This is a genomic window from Mycobacterium kiyosense (assembly GCA_021654635.1).
Lineage (GTDB): Bacteria > Actinomycetota > Actinomycetes > Mycobacteriales > Mycobacteriaceae > Mycobacterium > Mycobacterium kiyosense.
Window position 1 is genome coordinate 4,154,196 of record AP025179.1, and the last position, 19,526, is coordinate 4,173,721.

23 protein-coding genes and 4 pseudogenes are annotated in these 19,526 nt (G+C 64.9%); 14 read left to right on the top strand and 13 right to left on the bottom strand.

The features are described from left to right. Positions 1-121: 121 nt before the first annotated feature. The 7 genes and pseudogenes from L6444_RS19520 (at position 122) to L6444_RS30210 (ending at position 4,626) form a co-directional block, all read left to right on the top strand. Positions 122-1,035 (top strand): annotated as a pseudogene (locus L6444_RS19520) (haloalkane dehalogenase). A gap of 55 nt (positions 1,036-1,090) precedes the next feature. Further along, positions 1,091-1,951, top strand: a complete 861-nt coding sequence (locus L6444_RS19525; RefSeq protein WP_236976658.1) for an MFS transporter — start codon at positions 1,091-1,093, stop codon at positions 1,949-1,951. A gap of 68 nt (positions 1,952-2,019) precedes the next feature. Then, a complete protein-coding gene (locus tag L6444_RS19530) occupies positions 2,020-2,397 on the top strand; it encodes a hypothetical protein (RefSeq protein WP_236976660.1) in 378 nt (125 codons plus the stop codon). Positions 2,398-2,515: 118 nt separating this feature from the next. After that, a complete protein-coding gene (gene egtA, locus L6444_RS19535) occupies positions 2,516-3,793 on the top strand; it encodes an ergothioneine biosynthesis glutamate--cysteine ligase EgtA (protein ID WP_236976663.1) in 1,278 nt (425 codons plus the stop codon). Positions 3,794-3,848: 55 nt separating this feature from the next. Then, positions 3,849-4,100: an L-histidine N(alpha)-methyltransferase gene (locus tag L6444_RS30200; protein ID WP_255730737.1), complete on the top strand. Its 252-nt coding sequence runs from the start codon at positions 3,849-3,851 to the stop codon at positions 4,098-4,100. 64 nt (positions 4,101-4,164) lie between these two features. Beyond that, entirely contained in the window at positions 4,165-4,416 is a 252-nt protein-coding gene (locus tag L6444_RS30205; protein WP_255730738.1) for an L-histidine N(alpha)-methyltransferase, read from the top strand. Between the two features lie 78 nt (positions 4,417-4,494). Further along, a complete protein-coding gene (locus L6444_RS30210; protein WP_255730739.1) occupies positions 4,495-4,626 on the top strand; it encodes a hypothetical protein in 132 nt (43 codons plus the stop codon). A gap of 393 nt (positions 4,627-5,019) precedes the next feature. On the opposite strand, the gene L6444_RS19545 is transcribed toward L6444_RS30210, so the two are convergent. The 6 genes and pseudogenes from L6444_RS19545 to L6444_RS19570 form a co-directional block, all read right to left on the bottom strand. After that, positions 5,020-5,208 carry an HAD family hydrolase gene (locus L6444_RS19545; protein ID WP_236976665.1) on the bottom strand — a complete coding sequence of 63 codons (189 nt, stop codon included), beginning with the start codon at positions 5,206-5,208 and terminating at the stop codon, positions 5,020-5,022. Between the two features lie 177 nt (positions 5,209-5,385). After that, positions 5,386-5,607 (bottom strand): HAD family hydrolase, encoded by a 222-nt coding sequence (locus L6444_RS19550; RefSeq protein WP_236976667.1) that lies wholly within the window; start codon positions 5,605-5,607, stop codon positions 5,386-5,388. A gap of 192 nt (positions 5,608-5,799) precedes the next feature. Further along, positions 5,800-6,211: pseudogene (locus L6444_RS19555) on the bottom strand (nuclear transport factor 2 family protein); the annotation flags it as partial. Between the two features lie 104 nt (positions 6,212-6,315). After that, positions 6,316-6,873: a carboxymuconolactone decarboxylase family protein gene (locus L6444_RS19560; RefSeq protein ID WP_236976669.1), complete on the bottom strand. Its 558-nt coding sequence runs from the start codon at positions 6,871-6,873 to the stop codon at positions 6,316-6,318. 339 nt (positions 6,874-7,212) lie between these two features. Then, on the bottom strand, positions 7,213-7,539 hold the full coding sequence (locus L6444_RS19565) for a CGNR zinc finger domain-containing protein (protein WP_236976670.1): 327 nt from the start codon (positions 7,537-7,539) through the stop codon (positions 7,213-7,215). Continuing rightward, a complete protein-coding gene (locus L6444_RS19570) occupies positions 7,539-7,835 on the bottom strand; it encodes an ABATE domain-containing protein (protein ID WP_236976671.1) in 297 nt (98 codons plus the stop codon). Before L6444_RS19570 ends, L6444_RS19565 begins: the two co-directional genes overlap by 1 nt. A gap of 136 nt (positions 7,836-7,971) precedes the next feature. On the opposite strand from L6444_RS19570, the gene L6444_RS19575 reads away from it, so the two are divergent. The 3 genes from L6444_RS19575 to L6444_RS19585 all read left to right on the top strand — a co-directional run bounded on the left by L6444_RS19575 (position 7,972) and on the right by L6444_RS19585 (position 9,413). Continuing rightward, positions 7,972-8,460 carry a nuclear transport factor 2 family protein gene (locus L6444_RS19575; RefSeq protein ID WP_236976672.1) on the top strand — a complete coding sequence of 163 codons (489 nt, stop codon included), beginning with the start codon at positions 7,972-7,974 and terminating at the stop codon, positions 8,458-8,460. A gap of 261 nt (positions 8,461-8,721) precedes the next feature. Further along, positions 8,722-9,069, top strand: coding sequence for an alpha/beta fold hydrolase (locus L6444_RS19580; protein WP_236976673.1), 348 nt, complete (start codon positions 8,722-8,724; stop codon positions 9,067-9,069). A 26-nt stretch (positions 9,070-9,095) separates the two neighbouring features. After that, the gene (locus L6444_RS19585) at positions 9,096-9,413 is read left to right on the top strand and encodes an alpha/beta fold hydrolase (protein ID WP_459551937.1); all 318 of its coding nucleotides are present in this window, start codon (positions 9,096-9,098) and stop codon (positions 9,411-9,413) included. A gap of 594 nt (positions 9,414-10,007) precedes the next feature. On the opposite strand, the gene L6444_RS19590 is transcribed toward L6444_RS19585, so the two are convergent. The 6 genes from L6444_RS19590 to L6444_RS19615 form a co-directional block, all read right to left on the bottom strand. Next, positions 10,008-10,589, bottom strand: coding sequence for a ferredoxin reductase (locus L6444_RS19590; protein ID WP_236976675.1), 582 nt, complete (start codon positions 10,587-10,589; stop codon positions 10,008-10,010). After that, on the bottom strand, positions 10,589-10,963 hold the full coding sequence (locus tag L6444_RS19595) for an MOSC domain-containing protein (RefSeq protein WP_236976677.1): 375 nt from the start codon (positions 10,961-10,963) through the stop codon (positions 10,589-10,591). The genes L6444_RS19590 and L6444_RS19595 overlap by 1 nt, the downstream gene beginning before the upstream one ends. A 200-nt stretch (positions 10,964-11,163) precedes the next feature. After that, positions 11,164-11,403, bottom strand: a complete 240-nt coding sequence (locus L6444_RS19600) for an MOSC N-terminal beta barrel domain-containing protein (protein WP_236976679.1) — start codon at positions 11,401-11,403, stop codon at positions 11,164-11,166. Further along, positions 11,400-11,708: an alpha/beta hydrolase family protein gene (locus L6444_RS19605; RefSeq protein ID WP_236976681.1), complete on the bottom strand. Its 309-nt coding sequence runs from the start codon at positions 11,706-11,708 to the stop codon at positions 11,400-11,402. The genes L6444_RS19600 and L6444_RS19605 overlap by 4 nt, the downstream gene beginning before the upstream one ends. A gap of 89 nt (positions 11,709-11,797) precedes the next feature. Continuing rightward, positions 11,798-12,361, bottom strand: a complete 564-nt coding sequence (locus L6444_RS19610) for an alpha/beta fold hydrolase (RefSeq protein ID WP_236976683.1) — start codon at positions 12,359-12,361, stop codon at positions 11,798-11,800. Positions 12,362-12,827: 466 nt separating this feature from the next. Then, positions 12,828-13,214: a hypothetical protein gene (locus L6444_RS19615; protein WP_236976685.1), complete on the bottom strand. Its 387-nt coding sequence runs from the start codon at positions 13,212-13,214 to the stop codon at positions 12,828-12,830. A gap of 116 nt (positions 13,215-13,330) precedes the next feature. Here L6444_RS19615 and L6444_RS19620 point away from each other — a divergent pair, with 116 nt between their 5' ends. Next, positions 13,331-13,978 (top strand): CGNR zinc finger domain-containing protein, encoded by a 648-nt coding sequence (locus tag L6444_RS19620; RefSeq protein WP_236976687.1) that lies wholly within the window; start codon positions 13,331-13,333, stop codon positions 13,976-13,978. Between the two features lie 336 nt (positions 13,979-14,314). Here the strand turns inward: L6444_RS19620 and L6444_RS19630 are convergent. Then, positions 14,315-15,653: pseudogene (locus tag L6444_RS19630) on the bottom strand (M20/M25/M40 family metallo-hydrolase). 101 nt (positions 15,654-15,754) lie between these two features. On the opposite strand from L6444_RS19630, the gene macS reads away from it, so the two are divergent. The 3 genes and pseudogenes from macS to L6444_RS19645 all read left to right on the top strand — a co-directional run bounded on the left by macS (position 15,755) and on the right by L6444_RS19645 (position 19,519). After that, positions 15,755-16,897, top strand: coding sequence for a MacS family sensor histidine kinase (gene macS, locus L6444_RS19635; protein ID WP_236976688.1), 1,143 nt, complete (start codon positions 15,755-15,757; stop codon positions 16,895-16,897). A 23-nt stretch (positions 16,898-16,920) separates the two neighbouring features. Continuing rightward, positions 16,921-17,550, top strand: a complete 630-nt coding sequence (locus L6444_RS19640) for a response regulator (RefSeq protein WP_370653194.1) — start codon at positions 16,921-16,923, stop codon at positions 17,548-17,550. A gap of 60 nt (positions 17,551-17,610) precedes the next feature. Further along, positions 17,611-19,519: pseudogene (locus L6444_RS19645) on the top strand (DUF2339 domain-containing protein). Positions 19,520-19,526: the final 7 nt, after the last annotated feature.

The window sequence follows — 19,526 nt, forward strand, 5'->3', positions numbered from 1 at the left end:
CGGCCGACAGCCGCCGCACGCTGACCTGCATTCCCAGCAGCAAACTGTACTTGACAGTACAATAACGTTCGGGCATGGTGATGATGCGCGTCATCTGAGCACCCATACGGACGGAGCAGCTTTGCAGATTCTTCGCACGCCTGACCAGTGTTTCGCTGACCTTCCGGACTATCCGTTCCAGCCCCACTACATCGATGTGGCCAGCGGCGATGGCAACACCATCCTGCGAGTGCACTACGTCGACGAGGGACCTGCCGACGCGCCGCCGGTACTGCTGCTGCACGGTGAGCCGTCGTGGTGGTTCCTTTACCGCAAGATGATTCCGGTGATTACCAGCGCAGGTTTGCGCGCAGTGGCGATCGACTTGGTCGGCTTCGGCCGCAGCGACAAGCCGGCCAGTCGGGACGACTACACCTACCAGGCTCACGTCGACTGGACCCGCGCTGCCATCGAGGCGATCGGACTCACCGATATCACCCTGGTTTGCCAAGACTGGGGTGGGCTGATCGGGTTGCGCCTAGTGGGTGAAGATCCCGATCGCTTTGCCCGCGTCGTTGCCGCCAACACGTTCTTGCCTACGGGAGACCGACGTCTCGGCAAGGCTTTCCTAGCTTGGCAGAAATACAGTCAGGAGACGCCCAACTTCGACGTCGGCAAGATCGTCAGTGGCGGCTGCTCGACAGCGCTCACACACGACGAGATCGCCGCCTATGACGCCCCGTTTCCTGATGACACCTACAAGGCCGGCGCCCGGCAATTCCCGATGCTGGTGCCGACCAGCCCGGACGACGCTGCCGCCGCGGCGAATCGGGCAGCATGGGACGCGCTGGGACGCTACGACAAGCCGTTTCTGTGCGCATTCTCCTGACCTGACATCACCGGTGGCGCCGACGGGCGCTGCGCCTGTTGACTCCTTCTGGTGCGCACGCCTACGAACCCGTCACGATAACCGGGGCTGGACACTTCCTCCAGGAGGACAACGGCCGTGAACTCGCCTCCGCGGTAGCCACTTTCATCGCTGCTACGTCGCGATGAAGCCCGACAGAAGCGAAATCCCTCGTGCGCGTACTGGGCGGTCGGTCATCTGGTGATGTATCGCAACGCAGGCGACGACGGGCAGCTGCAAACGCCAGACAAGCAGCGAGCTTCGCCGATCGCTGAACCGCAGCGCTTGCCGGCAACGTTGTCGCGGCAGTCGAGTCGCGGAGTCGACCACCGCGCGCAACTGCGTCTCGCCGTATTCGCGGCTCATGCTCTGGTGTTTTCGTCGTGGGTGGCCCACATCTCTCACGTTAAAGGCGACTTGGGACTTTCCGACGGCGAGCTGGGCGATGCTCTGCTGGGTGCTCCTTTGGGTGCTTTGCTGGCGACGACGCTGTGCGTCTGGGTGTTGGCCACGCTGGGAAGTCACCATTCTCATCCTTGGTCATTGTGGCCGGCTACGCGGCGTCTGGGCTTCCTTCTGGTCTGCCAGTCCGAGATGGAGCTTTTTCTGGCGCTGACGTGTGTGGGTTTCTTTTTAGGCGGACTGGACGTCGCGATGAACGTTCAAGCCGCTGCGGTTGAGCGTCTCGCTGCGAGCCCGATCATGTGTCGCTTCCACGGGGTGCGCAGCGTCGCCGTGTTGCTGGGGTCTTTGATCGGCGCGGCCTGCGTGAGCGCGGACGTGGACCTGGCTGCCCAGCTGACCGTCATCGGCGCCATGGTCATTGTCGTAGTCCTGCCGCTTTCCCGCGGCTTGCCCAGCGACCCGGCACCCACCGCCGGTAAGCGAACCGAACGGCCTCCGCGGATCTGGAGAAGTCCGACCGTAATGATCTTGTCGGCCGTCGCGTTCGCGTCTTTTCTGTGTGAAGGATCCGCATCCGACTGGTCGGGCGAGTATCTTGGCCGCGTCGTCGGCGCGGCGCCTGCCGTGGCCGCGCTCAGCTACGTGCCATTCACTTGGTGATGTAATGTGACGCGTTTGGCGGCCGCCGGCTGTACAGGCGCATATCCATCCGCCGGCTGCTGCCGACATTGGCGCTGTTCGCCGCCGGGGGTCTGTGCGTAACACTGGTAACCGCCGATCTTACGGCGACTTTTGTGGGGTTTGCGGCTTTAGGCGCGGGAGTGGCGCTGCTGGTGCCCGCTGCGATGACGGCCGCATACTCCCCGAGCGACGCGGGAACCGCAATTGCCTTGGTCGCCGCCATCGGCTGGGTCGGCTATCTCATTGGTCCACCGTTGATCGGCCAACTGGCCCAGCGGGCCGGGCTGTCCGTGGCGCTGGTCACCGTCCCGGTCATGATGACGCTGGTTGCGATCGCGATCCGATTCACCGACGCTTTCGACGCGGCAGACGCATTCCCTGCGGACAACGTCAACCATGACGGCGAACGCCGGGGGCCGAATTGAGTCGAATATCTCGGAGCTTTCAGCGCAGCCTGGTGAGCCGCAACCAGGGTGCGCCCGAGCAACCGGACGCACTGCCGGTGGCGCACAGCGGTGGTTGGGACCTCGAGGGAAAGCCGCTATGACACATTCTGTTGCACCCCAGCTGGATCAGGACCGCCTGCCCGTTACCGAGCTGGCCGATTCGGCGGCGGCGGCGCACTACATCACTCGCGGGTGTTTCACCGATGGCCGGTCGGGGCGGGTCGGTCTGGAGGTCGAGGCGCACTGCTTCGACCCGGGTGCCCCCGCCCGCCGACCGGGCTGGGAAGAGATCACTGACGTTCTCGACGCGCTTCCCCCGCTACCGGGCGGCAGCGCGTTCAGCGTGGAACCTGGTGGCGCGGTCGAGCTGTCCGGGCCACCCGCCGAGGGCGTACTTCCTGCCGTAGGCGCGATGGCAACCGACCAGGCGGTGCTTCGATCGGCTTTCGGCAATGCCGGGCTGGGTCTGGTGTTGTTGGGCACCGAACCGCTACGCGAACCCGAGCGCGTCAATCCGGGCGCACGCTACCGCGCCATGGAACGATTCTTCGTCGCCGGCAATACCGCTGCCGCTGGTGCGGCGATGATGACATCGACGGCATCCATCCAAATCAACCTCGACGCGGGACCGCAGGCCAGGTGGGCGGCACGACTACGGCTGGCACACGCGTTGGGTCCGACGATGATCGCGATCACCGCCAACTCGCCGTTATTGCGCGGGAAGTTCTCCGGCTGGGTGTCGACCCGGCAACAGGTGTGGGGCCGCCTCGGCTCCGCACGTTGCGGACCCATCCAGCAGGCCGACTGCGAGGATCCGGCCAGCTCCTGGGCGCGCTACGCGCTCAATGCCCCGGTGATGCTGGTACACGCCCCCGACGCCGTCGCGGTGCGGCGGCGTGTATCTTTCGCCGATTGGGCCGACGGCCGGGTGCTGCTGGGCGGGCGTCGCCCCAACACCGCCGACCTCGACTACCACCTGACCACTCTGTTTCCGCCGGTGCGCCCCCGCGGCCGACTCGAGATCCGCTACCTCGACAGCGTTCCCGACGTGCTCTGGCCGGCCGAGGTGTTCACGCTGGTGACTCTGCTCGACGACCCGGTTGCCGCCGAGGCCGCGGCCGAGGCCGTCGAACCGGTCGCCGCGGGCTGGGAGACCGCCGCCCGGATCGGCCTAGCTGACCGGCGGCTGCGCGCGGCCGCCGAGCGGTGCGTGGCCATTGCCGCCGAACGAGTACCCGCTGAACTCGAAGATGCGATGAGCAGGTTGATCCGCAACGTCGAGCGCGGCCGTTGTCCGGCCCACGACCTGACCGACCGGGTGATGGAGCGTGGCATCACAGCCACGGTCGCTGAGCTGGCGCACGAAGGATGGTGACTCTCCAACCGCCGCGCCCCGTGGCACGGCCGGTCTGGTACCGGAAAGGACTGCTATGACGGTAACCCTGTCGAACCACCTGGCCGTGGACTCCGCCTACGAGGCATTGCGTGATGTCTTCCGTGGACTACAAAAGACACCGAAAGAACTGCCGCCCAAGTGGTTTTACGATTCAGTAGGCAGCAGATTGTTTGATCGGATCACCCGGCTGCCCGAGTACTATCCGGCTCGCGCGGAGACACAGATCCTGTCGGCACGTTCCGCCGAGGTTGCCGGCGCTAGTGCCGCGGACTCCTGGTCGAATTAGGCACCGACGAAACCGCGCTGGTTGAAACGACGGTTGTAAAGATGCCGGCACGCTACGCCGGTACGTGCCGTTCGACGTCGACGCGAGCACGCTCTCGGCGTCAGTAGCTAAGATCCGCCACGACTATCCGAACATCGAGATCCATGCGGTCTGTGGTGATTTCGAGAAATACCTAAGCGAGATCCCCGTTAAAGGGCGGCGACTCTCGTGTTCCGGCTCAACGACCAGCACCGCCCCGAGCCACGCGCCGAATTCTCGCGGCACTGGCCGCCGCGATGCGATCGCGGACAGCTTGCTGCTGGGCACCGACCCGTGAAAGACCCAGGCCGGCTGGTGCGAGCGTACGACGATGCCGCCGGGGTGACCGCCCGGCCTCAACCGCAATGTGCTCGCGGTGATCAATCGGGAGCTCGACGCCAATTTCGACCTCAGCGGCTACGCGCGCATGTCGCCCGGTGGAATGTCCGGGCCGAACGCAGAGATGTGGCTGCGGGCCGTCGGCCCCCAGCGGTACACGTCGCCTTGACCTGACGGTCGAGTTCACCGCCGGCGAGGAGATGCTCACCGAAGTTGCGCAAGTTCCGATCCGGAAGCGGTGGTCGCCGAACTCGCCGCGTCGGGCTGGAGCGCACCCGGTGGTGGGATCGACGGACGCCGGCGATTCGGTCTCGGTACCGCGCGAAAAGCGGTAGACGCCAGGCAAGAAAAAGTCGAGAAACCGGATGATGATGAATTACCAAGGCATTACGCCGCTCTCGCGAGTCCGATCCCGGTCGCGTTCGGCGCTGGCCCCCTCCCGAGGACTGCCGTCCATTTCCGGAGGAACCACTTTTTCGGAGAGTCTTTGACGGCGTGGCCAGTTGTGGTTGTCGCGGCTGCGCCAGGTATCGGGACCTTCGGAAGTTGGCGCAACTACTCACTACGCGGGAGAAGACTCATCGGCGCGGCTGATGATTGCCGCCACCTCCCGTAGATCGCTGGCGACGATCTCCGGCTGCGGCAGGCCGGAGATCGGCAGCGGGGCGTTGCCGGCGTGGGTAATCAGCTCGCCGCCGAGCCCGACCGATTGCGCGCCGGTGGTGTCCCAGACGTGGGCGGCGACCATCATGCATTCCCGCCGCTGCCACGCCAAGCTCGGGTCGCAGCGCGCAGATACACGTCGGCGCGGGTTTGAACACTCGGTGTGAGGCGACGTGCTGAGCTGGCGCTCGAAAACGGTGCCCCAGTCCGCGTAGCGTTCCAGCGGGCTGGCACCGCCCGGATTGGGCGGTAGAGTTTGTCAGCGTCACGAGGCGAAACCGTTGTTACGTAGGACTGTCAATCCATCGGCGACGTCGGGATGTGCAGGAATGGTCAGCATCCCGTGGTCATGTCCGTTCGTCCGCCTTCGGCGATGCTGATGACGAGGCGGCATCTGCGCACCCCAGCCCGTGAAGAAGTCGACGTAGTGGTCCGAGAGCGTCGCCGTCATCGAGTAGGTGACCAGCCGATCGAACCACGCCCGCAAGCCTCGCTAAGGTCGATCGCCGAAGGGTCGCTCGAAAAACGGTGCGATGGAATCGATGTCGATCAAAGTCTCGTTGACATCGAACACGAGAACAGATGGAGCTGCGATCATCGCCATCATCTACGGTGTGGTCGTCGATAAAGCCCCGCGTATTTGCGACGGGTGTTTACAATGGCGGTAATCCACCGCAGGGGGAATGTCGTGTCCTTGTCCGCGTTCATTGGCGGAACGGGGGCCATGGAAGCGGCGTTCGGCTTCGGCAATGGGGAGGTCTTTGATGCTCGCTTCTCGGCGGCGCATGAGTCCGTCGTCGTCGAATTCCCATAACTCGTTGCCGTAACTGCGGTACCACTGATGGCTGGCGTCGCGCCATTCATATTGGAAGCGCACGGCGATGCGGTTCCCGCGGAATCCCCACAGGCTTTTGCGCAGCACGTAGTCGAGTTCGTGTTCCCATTTTCTGGTGAGGAACTCGATCACGATTGCGGGGCGGCCGGATAGGAATTGGTCGCGGTTGCGCCATACGGAGTGGGGTGTAGGCCAGGCTGACGTGGCGGGGGTCGCGGGTATTCCAGGCGTCTTCGGCGGCTGGACTTTCTTGCAGTGCTGTGACGGTGTCGAACGGTGGGGGAAGCGTCGTTGCTCAGGCACGTTGGCGCGGATCCTCGTTGGTGGTTGTTCGTGATCGTGCATGGTAACTGACGACTCTTAGTTCTGGTGGTGGTTCAGGGGCGACGACGTGCGCCAGTCGTTGTCGACATGAGCCAAGACGTTGAAGTAGTTGGTCAGGCCGTTGAGCGCCAAGGCGACGACCGTCGATCCTTCCTTCGGTAGCGCCGGCTCTGCGGCGCAGCCTTGACTTCGGTTTGTCAACGCCGCCGGCGTTGGCGGCGATGGTGTTGACAGTTTGAGCAGCGCGGCCACGTGGGCGTCCTTCGAGTCACCGCCCTCTCGCGCCTTGAAGCGAAGGCTGTCGGAGTCCAGCTTGCGATGCTGGCGCTGTGATGTGGAGTGCGCGCGGGACAGGCAGTACCGCATCCAGCCCAGTTCTGCGGTGGCGATCGCGAGCCGCTCGCGCACCGCTGGGCTCAACACGCCGCCGGCGACCGCGCCCGACAGCGCCAGGTAAGCCTGCAGCAGAGTAGGACTGCTGGCCATCACCTTGGTCATGTTGGGGGTCAGTCCCAGCGATTTGTGTACTTGGGCGAGCAGCTCGGCAGCCCGGCCGGTGGCGGCCTCGGGCTCGACGGGAACAAAGTTAGCCATTGCGGGTCTCTTTCTTTCCGCCATCACCTAATGGATGAATATGAGTTCTCTCCATTAGCAATCTACCACTGCCTTCTAACGGGTGCAAGGCTTTCTACCCGTGAGAATGTCGGTGTGTGACGACGGGAACACCCGCGTGGCTCCCGCCCGCCGAGCCGGCGCCGGTTCGCCTGACGTCCACCATCTGGGCCGGCCCAGCCGCAGTCAACATGCGAGCCGGTGACGCCCCCGGATGTGTGCTTTACGAACACATTTGTGACCGGTGTGACGCTCAAAGTCGATGGCGGCCAGCATCTGACTTAATCCACCAACGACGATCGGGCCGCCGACGACGACGGGTCAGATTCGCCGGTTCGTCTCAGCTGCGGACGTTCGGTGACGCCGTACTTTGGCGCGGTTGCCGCAGATTGCCATGGAACACCAGCGTCGGCGGTGGGCTTTGGTGCGGTCGTAGAAAATGACGGTGCAGCCAGGGCATTGCCGGATCAGGGTCGGGTCGCCCTCGACGAGCAGGTGCGCCCAGGCTTGTGCGGATAGGACCAGAAGCTGTGTGGGCTGTTCCCAGTGCCGCCGCTCATGCAGCAAGAGAGTGTCATGGTCGGGGTTGAGCTGGGTGTGGGGCGCTCGATCCTGCGCCAGCAGCGCATTCAGCTCGTCAACCAGCATCAATCAAACTGGCACCGACTTTCGCCCGCCCAGTCCAACAGAATCGGCCGCAGCTTCTCCCGAAGAGTACGGGCATCCCCAGTGGCGCCGTCGAGTTGACCAGCGCTGAACAGATCTTCGAGCACTGCGCGGTCGTCGTCGTCGATGAGTCCCGTGCGTGCGAGCCACCGTACATAATTCGCCCCGTCTCCGATCAATTCGATTGGCTCTGAACCTGGGGAAGGCGTGGCCCGGCTGTTCAGTAGTTCCAGGGCCGGGTCTCCCGCGAGGCCGACGATGACATCGAGCGGCTGCATCGGCCTCACCTTCCCGGGCGGATCACCGCCGCACTGGTAACCGCTCAACTACATGTTGACAGGTTAGCAAGCGCGGGTGTAACCTTTGAAACATCTTTTCAGAAGTTACACGGGTGGACTGGGAGCGAGGGTTGCGATGGGTGTCATTAAGCACAAGAAGATCGACGTCGATGGGAACGCCGGATCCGAACCGGTTGCGGCATCGGGCTCGGAATCCGAAGCAACGAGTGCGACCTACCGGGCGCCCTTGGAGATCGTCAAAGAACTCTACGCAAAATTGACCGCCGGCGATTCAAGCGGCGCGCTGGCCCTGATGTCTGACGACATCGAGTGGATCACCATGATGGACTACAAGGTCGCCGGCCGTGGCCCGCAGAAAGTCCTTGAGGGCATGCTGATGCCGGCAATGGAAGAGTGGGAGCCATACACGCTGACGCCGCACGAATTCATCTGTGACGGCGATAAAGTCGTATCGGTGGGGCGGTTCGAAGGAACGAACCGCGCGACCGGCAAGCACGTGGAGGTCGACTACTCTCACATCTGGGAAGTGAGAGGTCACAAGATAGTGCGACACCGTCAATTCATCGACACGGGCAAGATTGAGCCAGCGCGCCATCTCGGCTGAGGCCGCCGGGGGACATGAGGACCAACCTGCGTTTCGTATGATGCCAATCCTCCTCACAGGCCCAGCGTTCTGTGAATTTGACATCCCAACTGCGAGAGTCCGCTGATGCAAGAGTTTGATGACGAACTGTTCCGAACAGACACCAGGGCACTCAGGGTCGGCCCGTGCACGGGGACGGCTTGACCAGCTGGAAGAAGAACTCGACGAAATCGCCACGCGCACCGACAAACTGATGACCACCACCTTTGGAGCGGAATCCCGATGACAACCGAGCCAACCTTTGTCTTGGTCCACGCGGCGTGGGCCGACAGCTCCAGCTGGGCACCTGTCATCCATCGACTACAGCAGCGCGGCCACAACGTCATCGCCGCACCGCTACCGCTGACATCGTTCGACGACGACACCGCAGCGCTGAACCGAGTTCTCGAGCGTATCGAGGGACGCGTCGTTCTCGGCGGTCATGCTTACGCCGGCGCGGTCATCGGAGCGGCAAATACCGACTCGGTGACGGCGAATTATGTCGCCGCGATCGCGGTATTCCGGACGAAGGTGAAACAGTCGCCAGTCTGTTTCACCGCGCCCCTGCGCATCGTCTCGCACCCGCCCTAGAACCGGATCGTCACGGCTTAATTTGGCTGCCGCACAGCGCTTTCGCAGCAGCATTCGCACAAAACGCAACCTCCGAACAACACGCCATGCTCGCCGCAGTCCAGCGCCCCCTCTCACCGACGTGCATCACCGCACCCGCCCCACGGCCCGCCTGGAAAGATCGCACAAGCTGGTTCCTCATCGCCGAAAACGACCGCATGATCGCCGCGGAAACCCAGCACTTCGTCGCCACACGGATGAACGCCACCATCCGTGTCACCGATGCCGACCACCTGCCAATGGTGACCCAACCCGACAGCTACCGAGATATCGTCGCCGCGGCCAATTGCCCGATTGCTGCGTGATAGCGCCACCTGACCCGGCCTGTGCGCTCATCGTCGGTTCAACATGACTGACCAAATACACCCGACCCACCCGACGAGACGTCCACCGCGTAGTGAGTAATTCCGACGGCTGTCGGAGGTCCCGATATCCGGCGCAGCCTCGACGCCTACGATCCGCCACGCCGTCATCGACTCACCGGTCGGGTCAGTGACGCTACTGCGCGACGACGCCGACCGCAACACCACCGACGGGGTGTGTTGGTCAGAGCGCACCACAAGCGCCACCGTGTCGGCTCGAGAAACGCATGGCATGAGGTAGCTGTCGCGTTCGGCATCCTCAAGGTAGGCGTCGCGGTGGTCGACTCGGCCGGAGACAAGACGCAATCCATACGTGCCGCGCCGCTTTCGCGATGATAAATGAGATCCTGCCACCGCAGAGCGTCCAGTAACGTCTGCGCGGGCGACACGTCGATAGTTTGATCGGTTGGACTGCCAGCGTACTGAAACGGTGAGCATGCCATGCCCAGGGCATTGACTCCCTGGAGCCAAAATGCACGATGGCTGGGGGCGCCAGTGCATTAGCGCTAGGGCGCGGGACTTCGTCCATCAACGGCGTTATCCGCAGCAATAGAGGTGGGTTTCATCCGGTTGGGAAAGATATGGCCACAGGTCGAGTCGGCCCGCGCTGGTGCTATGGTGCAGCAGGACTTCCATCCCGGGCGACAGCTTAAGCATGTCATCAAGATATGCCGAATTAGCTCGACTCTTCGTCAGATAGATAAGCAGCCCCGATGCGTCGGTTGTCCTCGCAACCTCTAAAGCCATGGAGCGTATGGCCGTGATACCTATGCCTCCGGCGATGTAGAGATAGGCGCGTGAGGGCGCCAATTGGAATGTGTTTCGAGGCGGCGAAATGACCAGCCGGTCACCGCGTTTGGTCTGATCGATAAGATCGACTGATCCTCCCCGTCCGGTCGTGTCACGATATACCGTGATGGCATAGCGGTTATGACAACCTGGGGGGTCCGTCAGTGAGTAGCTGCGTACCGAACCGTTGGGTGTACGAACGGTGATATGTGCTCCCGCCGTGAAAGGTGGGAGAGCTTGCAGTCCCTCTGGTATGAGCTCGAAACGCCAAATCGATTCTGTCAACCGCGTCTTTGCCGCGATCACCACAGAGGTCTCGGATTGATTCATTAAGCTTCACCGTTGCCAGCGTAGGGATTGACCTTGACTGGGTCACCTTGCCGCATAGTCGCGCCGTTAATGACCTCAGCCCAAATCCCAAGGTTGGCATCACCGTAATGTTCTACGAGGAGCCTGGGCACCGCCAGATCGCGAACGGCGGTCGATGGATTGACTTCAGTCGCTGCGCACCGAGGAATGGCCGCTAGCCCGCGTAGCAAGACGTCACCGATAGAAAACTCTTTACCAACTAGCTCTGCTTCAGCAAAGGGTGGTGTGCCTTGGATATAGATGTTTGCCCGAAATCGGCGGTGGTCGATCACGCGTTCGCTCCTGCGTGAGAGGTCGCGGATCGAATCGAGGTTGATGATCGACACGGCGTTCATCAAGGTGTCCGATTTGATTGCCGCGTCGGTGAACCGACGCCCGGGTTCTCGCGCCAGGATCGGCTCTGCTTCATCTGGACAATCGAGTATTCGCGCGAAGAAGCGCTCGACCGCTCGTACACCTGCCCGCGTCGCCAGGTCTTCGTAAGACGACGCTGGCGTACCTGACCTCCAAACCCGGCTGTGAACATCGAGATTGGTTAGATCCCGGCAAGTCGATCCTCTTGGAGCAGGACGAAGAAGTCGCTCTTGTGGATCGCTTTCCCATTGCCAGGACGGTATTCGCCGCCAGGTCGGGCCAACGCCCATTCGCGATCGTAGGGAAAACCGCGGCCGGTCTTCAACGCAACTGATGCCACGGTTTGAGGGGAGAGTCCTTTGATGGGGTAAGACGCGAGCTCATAGACAGTAGCCGCAGCCCCGTGGAATTCGGCGGTCATGATGCTGTGTCAAGGATGTGTTCCAGTTCCGGCGTGGGTGCCAGCAACCGGTGGATGGCTTTGGCGAGAACTTCGGGTTGGTCGTCGGAGATGAATGCACGTGTGTGCGGGATCAGCTCGACTCGCGCGCCGGTGAGCCGTTTTTGCAGTCGGCGGGCGTGCCGACGGAGGAATATGACGTTGCCCGACGCGCTCCAGGCGATGAGCGTTCGGCCCGAGAATCGGTGCAATTGCCGTACGGCGGCGATGGCGGCGCGGGGCCGCGCTACCACCACGATTTTCCTGTCCTGCAACGTGTTACTCATCGTCAGCTTCTCCTCGGGTCTGGATGCCGGAGCGGCTGGCGGGTATCGGGGCTCCCAGTCCGTTCAGCCGCCCGTGCCAGCTGCGGTGGTCAGGTGAAGGCCTTCCTCATTAGCTCGTGAATGTGCTCGGTGATGGTGTCGGCTTCTTCTTCGAGGGCGAAGTGGCCGGTGTCGAGCAGCACTACGGTCGCGTCGGGCACGTCGTTTTTATAGGCCTGGGCGCCGGCGGGGATGAAGAACGGGTCGTTTTGCCCCCAGATCGCAAGCAAGGCGGGTTGGCGTTCCCGCAGCCAGGCCTGCCAGTGGGGGTAGCGGGGCGGGTTGTTCTGGTAGTCCCACAGCAGGGCTTTCATGTAGTCGGCACGCCCGGGCAGGTCCAACACGCGCTGGTCGTCAAAGGCGTGTGCGGGGTCGATGTGCTCGGGATCGCGGGCACCGGCCTGCCATTGCATCTGGGTGCCGGGCAGGCTGACGAACTCGTCGACGGCGGGCTGGCCGGCGTCGCGGTCTTCCCACCAGTTGGCGAGCGCGGCGACGCCGGGTCCGAAGCCGTCGGTGTAGGCGTTGGCGTTTTGGGTGATGATCGCGCTGCCACCCCGCCGGGTCATGCCGAGGGCGATGCGGAAGCCGTGACCGGGGCGCCAGTCGAACATGTAGATGGCGTAGTCTCCAATGGCGAGCGCGTCGATCGTCTTACCGGGTGACCTCGGCGAGCCGGTCGAACGTGGGGATTGGGGCAAAGCGGGTCTGACTGCCCGGAAGCCGGGTAGTCGATGGCCACGCAGTGCCATTGCTCGGCGAGTCGGTCGATCAGGCGGACGTAGGCGCGGGTACTCGACGGGTAGCCGGGCAGCAGCACCAGCGTCGGCCGGTCGCGGTCGCCGGCTTCGCGGACGAAGACATGCAGATGGTCGATGGTCAGGCTGTGGTGACGGATGGCGGGCATGAAAACGATACTCCTCAACGGTGGTTGCGGGTGGATGGGAACTGGGCGAGGTCAGCGGCGCGGCGACGGACGAAGACGAACAGAATCACGGCGATCGGCAATCCGACCAGCAGCGCGGATTCGACGAGCGCGCCAGGTAGTAGCCAATTAACGCGTTTCGCCGGCTGCGTGGCCTAACGGCGCAAGACCACGGTGTTCATGAACACCCAGATCGCTGCACCGTAGGCCGCTCCAATGGCGGTGGCTATCGGCAGGGTGTGCACCCGGGGTGCGATGACCAGCGCGTAGAAGAAAGTGAACACTGCCGCCAGCGCCAGGTGGATGGCGAACCCCAGCGCCGCGACGCCGATCCCGGCGCGGCCGGTGGTGAATGCGGACTCGCCGAGCAGGCCGCTGGCGATGTACTGCAACAGTGTCTCGAAGTTGAACCGGCGGGCGATCAGCACGTACGCGATGAACGCGAACGCGGCATCGCCGACCGCGGCGACCAGCGTGGCCGCCACGACGCCAGGCCAGGTCCACCCCCGAGCGCGGGTAACGAATGGTGGGTCGACGGTCATGACAGGACTCCTCAACGGTCGGTGATCAGCAGACCATGCTAATGCATAGCTCGAAGGGTAGCGCATTAGGTCATTGAAGGCAACCGTGGTCATCGGGCTCTCAACAGGTATTCCGCATGATCAGAGAGCAACGGTTGCGCGTCGCCACACGCTTAAAATGGCGACGTGAGGATCCAGACGGGACCGACAGAGGCGCTGCAACAGGCGGGTCGGGCGGCGAACCGTCGCTATCGGTCGACCTCGCCGATACACTGGTCACGGTCACCCAACCGGCCACCGACTTGTTGTCCGATCCCGACCAGCTGCGCCGGTGGTGGCAGCTGCAGGAGTCGCGACTGCCTCCCGGTGCGCCTATCCCCGATCCCACCGCCACCCGCCGGCTACGCCACGCCGTTCGCGACGCGTTCGACGCCCACCTTGAGCACCGCGTGCCGCCAACCGAGTCGCTGGATGACATCAACGCCGCCGCCGCGGCGGCACCCGTTAGCACACGGTTGGACCTAATCGCCACCGAGCTGCAGCGCAGCGTGCGTTGGCATGTCGAATACGGCGGAAACCCCGCGCTCGCGGCCACCGCCACCGACGCCATAACCGTACTCACCGATCCCCGCTACCGCGACCAGTTGCGACGCTGCGCCAACCCGGATTGCTCCATGCTCTTTCTGGCCACCAATCCGCGCCGCAGCTGCTGCACCGCCAACATCTGCGGCAACCGGGCCCGCGTCGCTCGCCACTACCACCGCCGCACCCACACCACCGGCTAGCCCGGCGGTCTAACCTTCGTGGCGGAAGACCGCCAGTAAGAGGGTAGATTCTCAACTTGCGAGCAATCTGGCCCTGGTCTGCCCCTACCACCACCGCGCACATCACCGCGGCCTGACACCCTCACCGGCCCTGCCGGACCAACTCACCGTCACCGACAGCAACGGCCGACCCCTGCCTACCGGATCACTGGCCCGACCCCCACCACCGCACCCCCTGACGTCAAACCCTGCACGCCCTGACCGGCGAATTACCGCCAATGGTGGTGGTACACACCCTTCGAGCCGTCGGACAATCCGAGCCGCGGATCGAAACTCAAACAGGGCAAAACCTAGACGCTATGTGGCCAGGTTTGCCAGCAGCAGCGCCTCGGCTATCGCCGCACGCTCCAGCACCCCCAGGTGCAGGCTCTCGTTGATGCTGTGCGCCTGCGTCCCGGGATCCTCCACCCCGGTGACCAAGATCTTCGCCTGCGGGAACGCCTCGGCGAACTCGGCGATGAACGGGATCGATCCGCCCATGCCCATGTCGATCGGCTCGGTCCCCCACGCCTGGCGGAACGCTGCCCGCGCCGCGTCGTAGACCGGACCGCTGGCCTCGATCGCATACGGTTGGCCGACTTCACCGCGGATGACTTCGAGGTGGGCACCCCATGGGACGTGGCGGCGCAGGTGGGCTTCGACGGCGTCCAGGTGCCGTGCCGCATCCCCGCCGGGCGCCACCCGGATGCTGATCTTGGCCCGCGCCCGCGGGATCAGCGTATTCGATGCCGCTGCCACGGAAGTGGTGTCGATGCCGATCACCGTGATGGCCGGCTTGGCCCACAGCCGCTGGGGCACCGAACCCGACCCGATTTCGCTCACGCCATCCAGCAGCCCGGAGTCGGTGCGCGCCCGCTCGGGTGGATAGTCGGGGTAGTTCAGGCCGGCGATATCGGACTCGTGCAGGCCCGGCACGGCCACGTTGCCGTCGTCGTCGTGCAGGCTGGCCAGCAGCCGCACCAGCACAGTCAACGCATCGGGCACCACGCCGCCCCACAAACCGGAGTGCAAGCCGTGATCGAGGGTGGCGACCTCCACCACGCAGTCGGCCATCCCCCGCAGCGACACCGTCAGCGCCGGTATCTCCGTGCTCCAGTTGTCGGAGTCGGCGATCACGATCACGTCGGCGGCCAGTGCGTCGCGGTGCGCAGCCAGCAACCGTCCCAGCGACGGCGACCCCGACTCCTCTTCGCCTTCGACGAACACCGTCACACCCACCGGCGGCTGCCCGTCGTGCGCCAGGAACGCGGCCAAATGTGTTGCGATGCCTGCCTTGTCGTCGGCGGTGCCGCGACCGTAGAGCCGCCCGTCCCGTTCGGTCGGCTCGAACGGCGGCGAGTGCCACTGGCCGCGGTCGCCCTCGGGTTGCACGTCGTGGTGGGCGTAGAGCAGCACGGTCGGCGCGCCGGGTGGTGCCGGGTGGTGCGCGATCACCGCTGGAGCCCCGCCCTCGCTGACGATCTTCGCGTCGTGAAAACCGGCCTGAGTCAACAGGTCTGCAACCCTTTTGCGCGCTGCGGTGCACCTGATCGCGCCGGGCCGGATCGGCCCACACCGAATCGATGCGCACCAGATCCTCGAGATCACGCCGCACCGACGGCAACACCGCACGCACCCGCTCCACCAGATCAGTCATGGTTCCGAGGCTAGCCAGAGCCGTAACCGGCGAATCACCCGCCAACAGTTCCTGACGCGGCGCGACTGATTGAGGCCCGCGGTCCGCTCTAAGCTGACCGGGTGACCACCGAAGGTCCCGATCCCACCACACCGCTGTGGCGGGCCGCGCAACTGTTCCGGCTGTTGAGCTGCCTGTACGCGCTGGGTTTCCACATCGCAGTCAGCGCGGATCTGCGCCATCCCGCGCTGGGTTGGACGCTATTCGCGGTGCTGATCGGGTGGAGCGTGGCATGTGCGGTCGCCTACCTGCGCGGGTTCGGCCGCCGCCCGGCCTGGGTGATCGCCGAACTCGTAGTGGTCGTGTTGCTGATGTTGTCCACCGAAGTCGTCGCGTCCGGCCAGTGGGCGCACAACAACCAGACCTGGCCCACGACATTGTGGGCCAGCAACGCCACTATCTCGGCGGCCCTGCAGTTCGGGCCGGCCGGCGGGCTGCTGACGGGCGCAGCCGTCACCGCCACCAGCGAATACGTCAAGGGCTATCTCAATGTCAACCTGGGGCGCAACGCCACCGTCATCGTCGAGTTGGCCGTCGGTCTGGCGGTGGGCATCGCCGCCAGTACCGCGCGGCGCGCACATGCCGAACTGCAGCGTGCCGCCCGGTTGACGGCAGCGGTCGAGGAACGTGAGCGGCTATCCCGGCAGGTGCACGACGGCGTCATACAAGTGCTGGCCCTGGTGGCCCGCCGCGGCAATGAAATAGGCGGTGCCACAGCCGAACTCGCGAAGCTGGCCGGGGAACAGGAACGCGCGCTGCGCAAGTGGGTCACCTCGACGGACATGGAGACCGATCAGCATGACGCCACGATCGACCTGAGGGCGCTGCTGCGTCGCCGGGAATCCGATCGGGTGTCGATGAGCCTGCCCGGAACTGCGGTGCCTCTGCAGATCGACGTCGCCACCGAATTGGACGCCGCGGTGGGCAATGCGCTGGACAACGTCCGCCTGCACGCCGGACCGAACGCCCACGCATTCGTGCTCCTGGAGGACCTCGGCGACGCGGTCACGGTCAGCGTCCGCGACGACGGCGTCGGGATCGCGCCCGGCCGGCTCGAGCAGGCCGCCGACCAGGGACACGTGGGTGTTTCGAAGTCGATTGTGGGACGGTTGAGCTCATTGGGCGGCAGCGCCGTACTGACCACCGGCGAGGGCGAGGGCACCGAATGGGAGTTGCAGGTGCCACGAGGTAAGGGGGCATCGTGACCGAGCAATCCGAGCCGACGGTGATGGTGGTCGACGATCACCCCATCTGGCGGGACGCCGTCGCCCGAGACCTCGCCGACGACGGGTTCCACGTGGTCGCCACGGCCGAAGGTGTCGCGGCCGCGCGCCGGCGGGCGGCCGTGGTCAAACCGGACGTGGTGGTGATGGATATGCGCCTGTCCGACGGCGACGGTGTGCAGGCGACGATGGAAGTCCTCGAGGTCTCACCCGACAGCCGGATACTGGTGCTTTCGGCATCAGACGAACGTGACGACGTGTTGGAGGCGGTCAAAGCCGGCGCGACGGGATACCTGGTCAAAAGCGCGTCGAAAGCCGAACTGGCCGACGCCGTGCGGGCCACCGCGGCCGGACGGGCGGTCTTCACTCCGAGCCTGGCCGGGCTGGTGCTGGGTGAATACCGGCGCATCGCCCAGAACCCGAGCCCGGGCCCGGCAACCCCCAGCCTCACCGAGCGTGAGACCGAGGTGTTGCGCTACGTCGCAAAGGGTATGTCCGCCAAGCAGATCGCCGAGAAGCTGTCGCTGAGCCACCGCACTGTCGAGAACCATGTGCAGGCGACGTTCCGCAAGCTGCAGGTGGCCAATCGGGTCGAGTTGACCCGCTACGCCATCGAGCACGGGCTGGACGAATGACGGACTTCGGGTAGTCCTACTCATCCATCACCCGCATCTCACCCGGCAGGGTGGACCACTATGACCCAATCCCACCAGCCGGACCGTGCTGTCCTGACGCGGCTGACCCAAGAATTCGACGCGTTGGCCCGTCAGATGTCTCGGGTATCCGGCGAGCTCAGCCAACTGGACCGACTCTTCACCGCTACCGCCGCGACCGCTGCGACTACGGCGCCGGTCACGCCACCAGGAGCGCCGGGCCAGCACGCCGCGCCACCACAGCCTGTTCCGCAGCAGCCAGTGCCGTACTGGCAGAACTACTGGCAGTACTGGACGCCCGCCTCGGCGACCCCGCAGCCGCCGCGGCCGCCACGCCAACGGGCGCCGCGTCCCGCGCCGGTACCGTCAGTGCGGCCGCATCCCACTCCCCCAGCGCCGCATCCCGCTCCCCCAGCGCCGCCGGCACCGACCGAATCCCGTTGGATCGGCAAGCTTCTCGCCGTCGCGGGCGTGGCCGTGACGCTGATCGGCGTGGTGCTGCTGCTGGTGCTCGCCGCAAAGGCCGGGCTGCTCCGGCCGGAGATCCGGGTGGCGGGCGGTGGCGCGCTGTCGGCCGGCCTGGTGGCGGTGGCCACTCGGTTGCGTGGCCGCCCGGGCGGACACGTTGGCGCAATCGCGCTGGCCGCCACCGGTATTGCCGCCGCGTACCTGGATGTCATCGCGGTCGTGACCATCTACGAATGGATCCCGGCGCCATTTGGTTTGGCGCTGGCTGCCGCGGTAGGCGGCGCGGGCCTGGCTTTGGCCCCGCCGATGGGATTCCGAACACCTGGCGTTGTTGGTGCTGGTGCCTCTGATCGGACTGGCACCCGCGCTGACCCACGGCGTGGACCTGCTGCTCGTCAGCTTCATGCTGGCGTTGTCGGCGGCCGCCTTGCCGGTACAACTCGGCAAAGACTGGATCTGGATGCACGCTGCCCGGATCGCCGCGCCGACGCTGCCACTGCTGTTCGCGTTGATTGCGATCAGCGATCACGACAACGCCTGGTTGCTCGGTGGTGCTTGCGGGGTGGCGGCGATCCTGTCCATCGCCGGCGGTCTGATCCTGCTGCCGACCACGACCGATAAGGGCGCGCTTGCGCTGCTGACCGTCGCCGGTACGGTACCCATTCTGGTCAGCGCGATCGGAGTCAATCACGCTCTGGCAGCAGCTCTTTCGGCCGCATTGGCCGCAGCCATGCTGGCGGTCGCGCTGGTCGGTAAGCACCCCCGGACCGTCGCCCGCATCTGGTCGTCATGGTCGGCGACCTCGGCGCTGGTTGCGCTCACCGTCGCGTTCGACGGCTATGTCGAAGGTCCCCTACTACTTGCGCTGGCGATCGTGGTGGCCTTCGCCGGGCGGCGCGACATCGTAGCGCGCTGGGCCGCAGCCGGATTCGGTGTCGTCGGCACCGGCTTGTTCATCAGGTACGCCCCGCTGCATGCACTGGTGCGGGCGACCACGGTGCCGACGTCGGTTGCCGTGTCCACGTTGGCGGCCAGCCTGCTCATCATCGCGCTTGCGGTCGTCGTGACGCGGACTTGGACGGGCGTCGCCAAGCAGAACCCCGACCTGGTCCGCTTCTGGTTCGCCGCGGCGGGCGCCCTGGTGACCTACGCGGTCACCGCGTTCACGGTGACAACCGGAGTCCTGATCGCCGGCACCGGCGGCGGCTTCCTGGCCGGCCAGATGGCGGCCACCATCATCTGGATCGGCGTGGCGGCGGCACTGTTCGTCTATGCGCTGCGGGTGGCCGGGCAGGAGCGCCACCAGGCGATCACCGCCGGGCTGGCTCTCACTGCGGCCGCGACCGCCAAGCTGTTCCTGTTCGACCTCGCGACGCTGGACGGCATATTCCGGGTGGCGGCGTTCATCGTGGTGGGGCTGGTGCTGCTGGGCATGGGCGCGGGGTATGCCCGCAGCCTGGCCTCCGGAGATCAACGCAGCTGAAACTGAC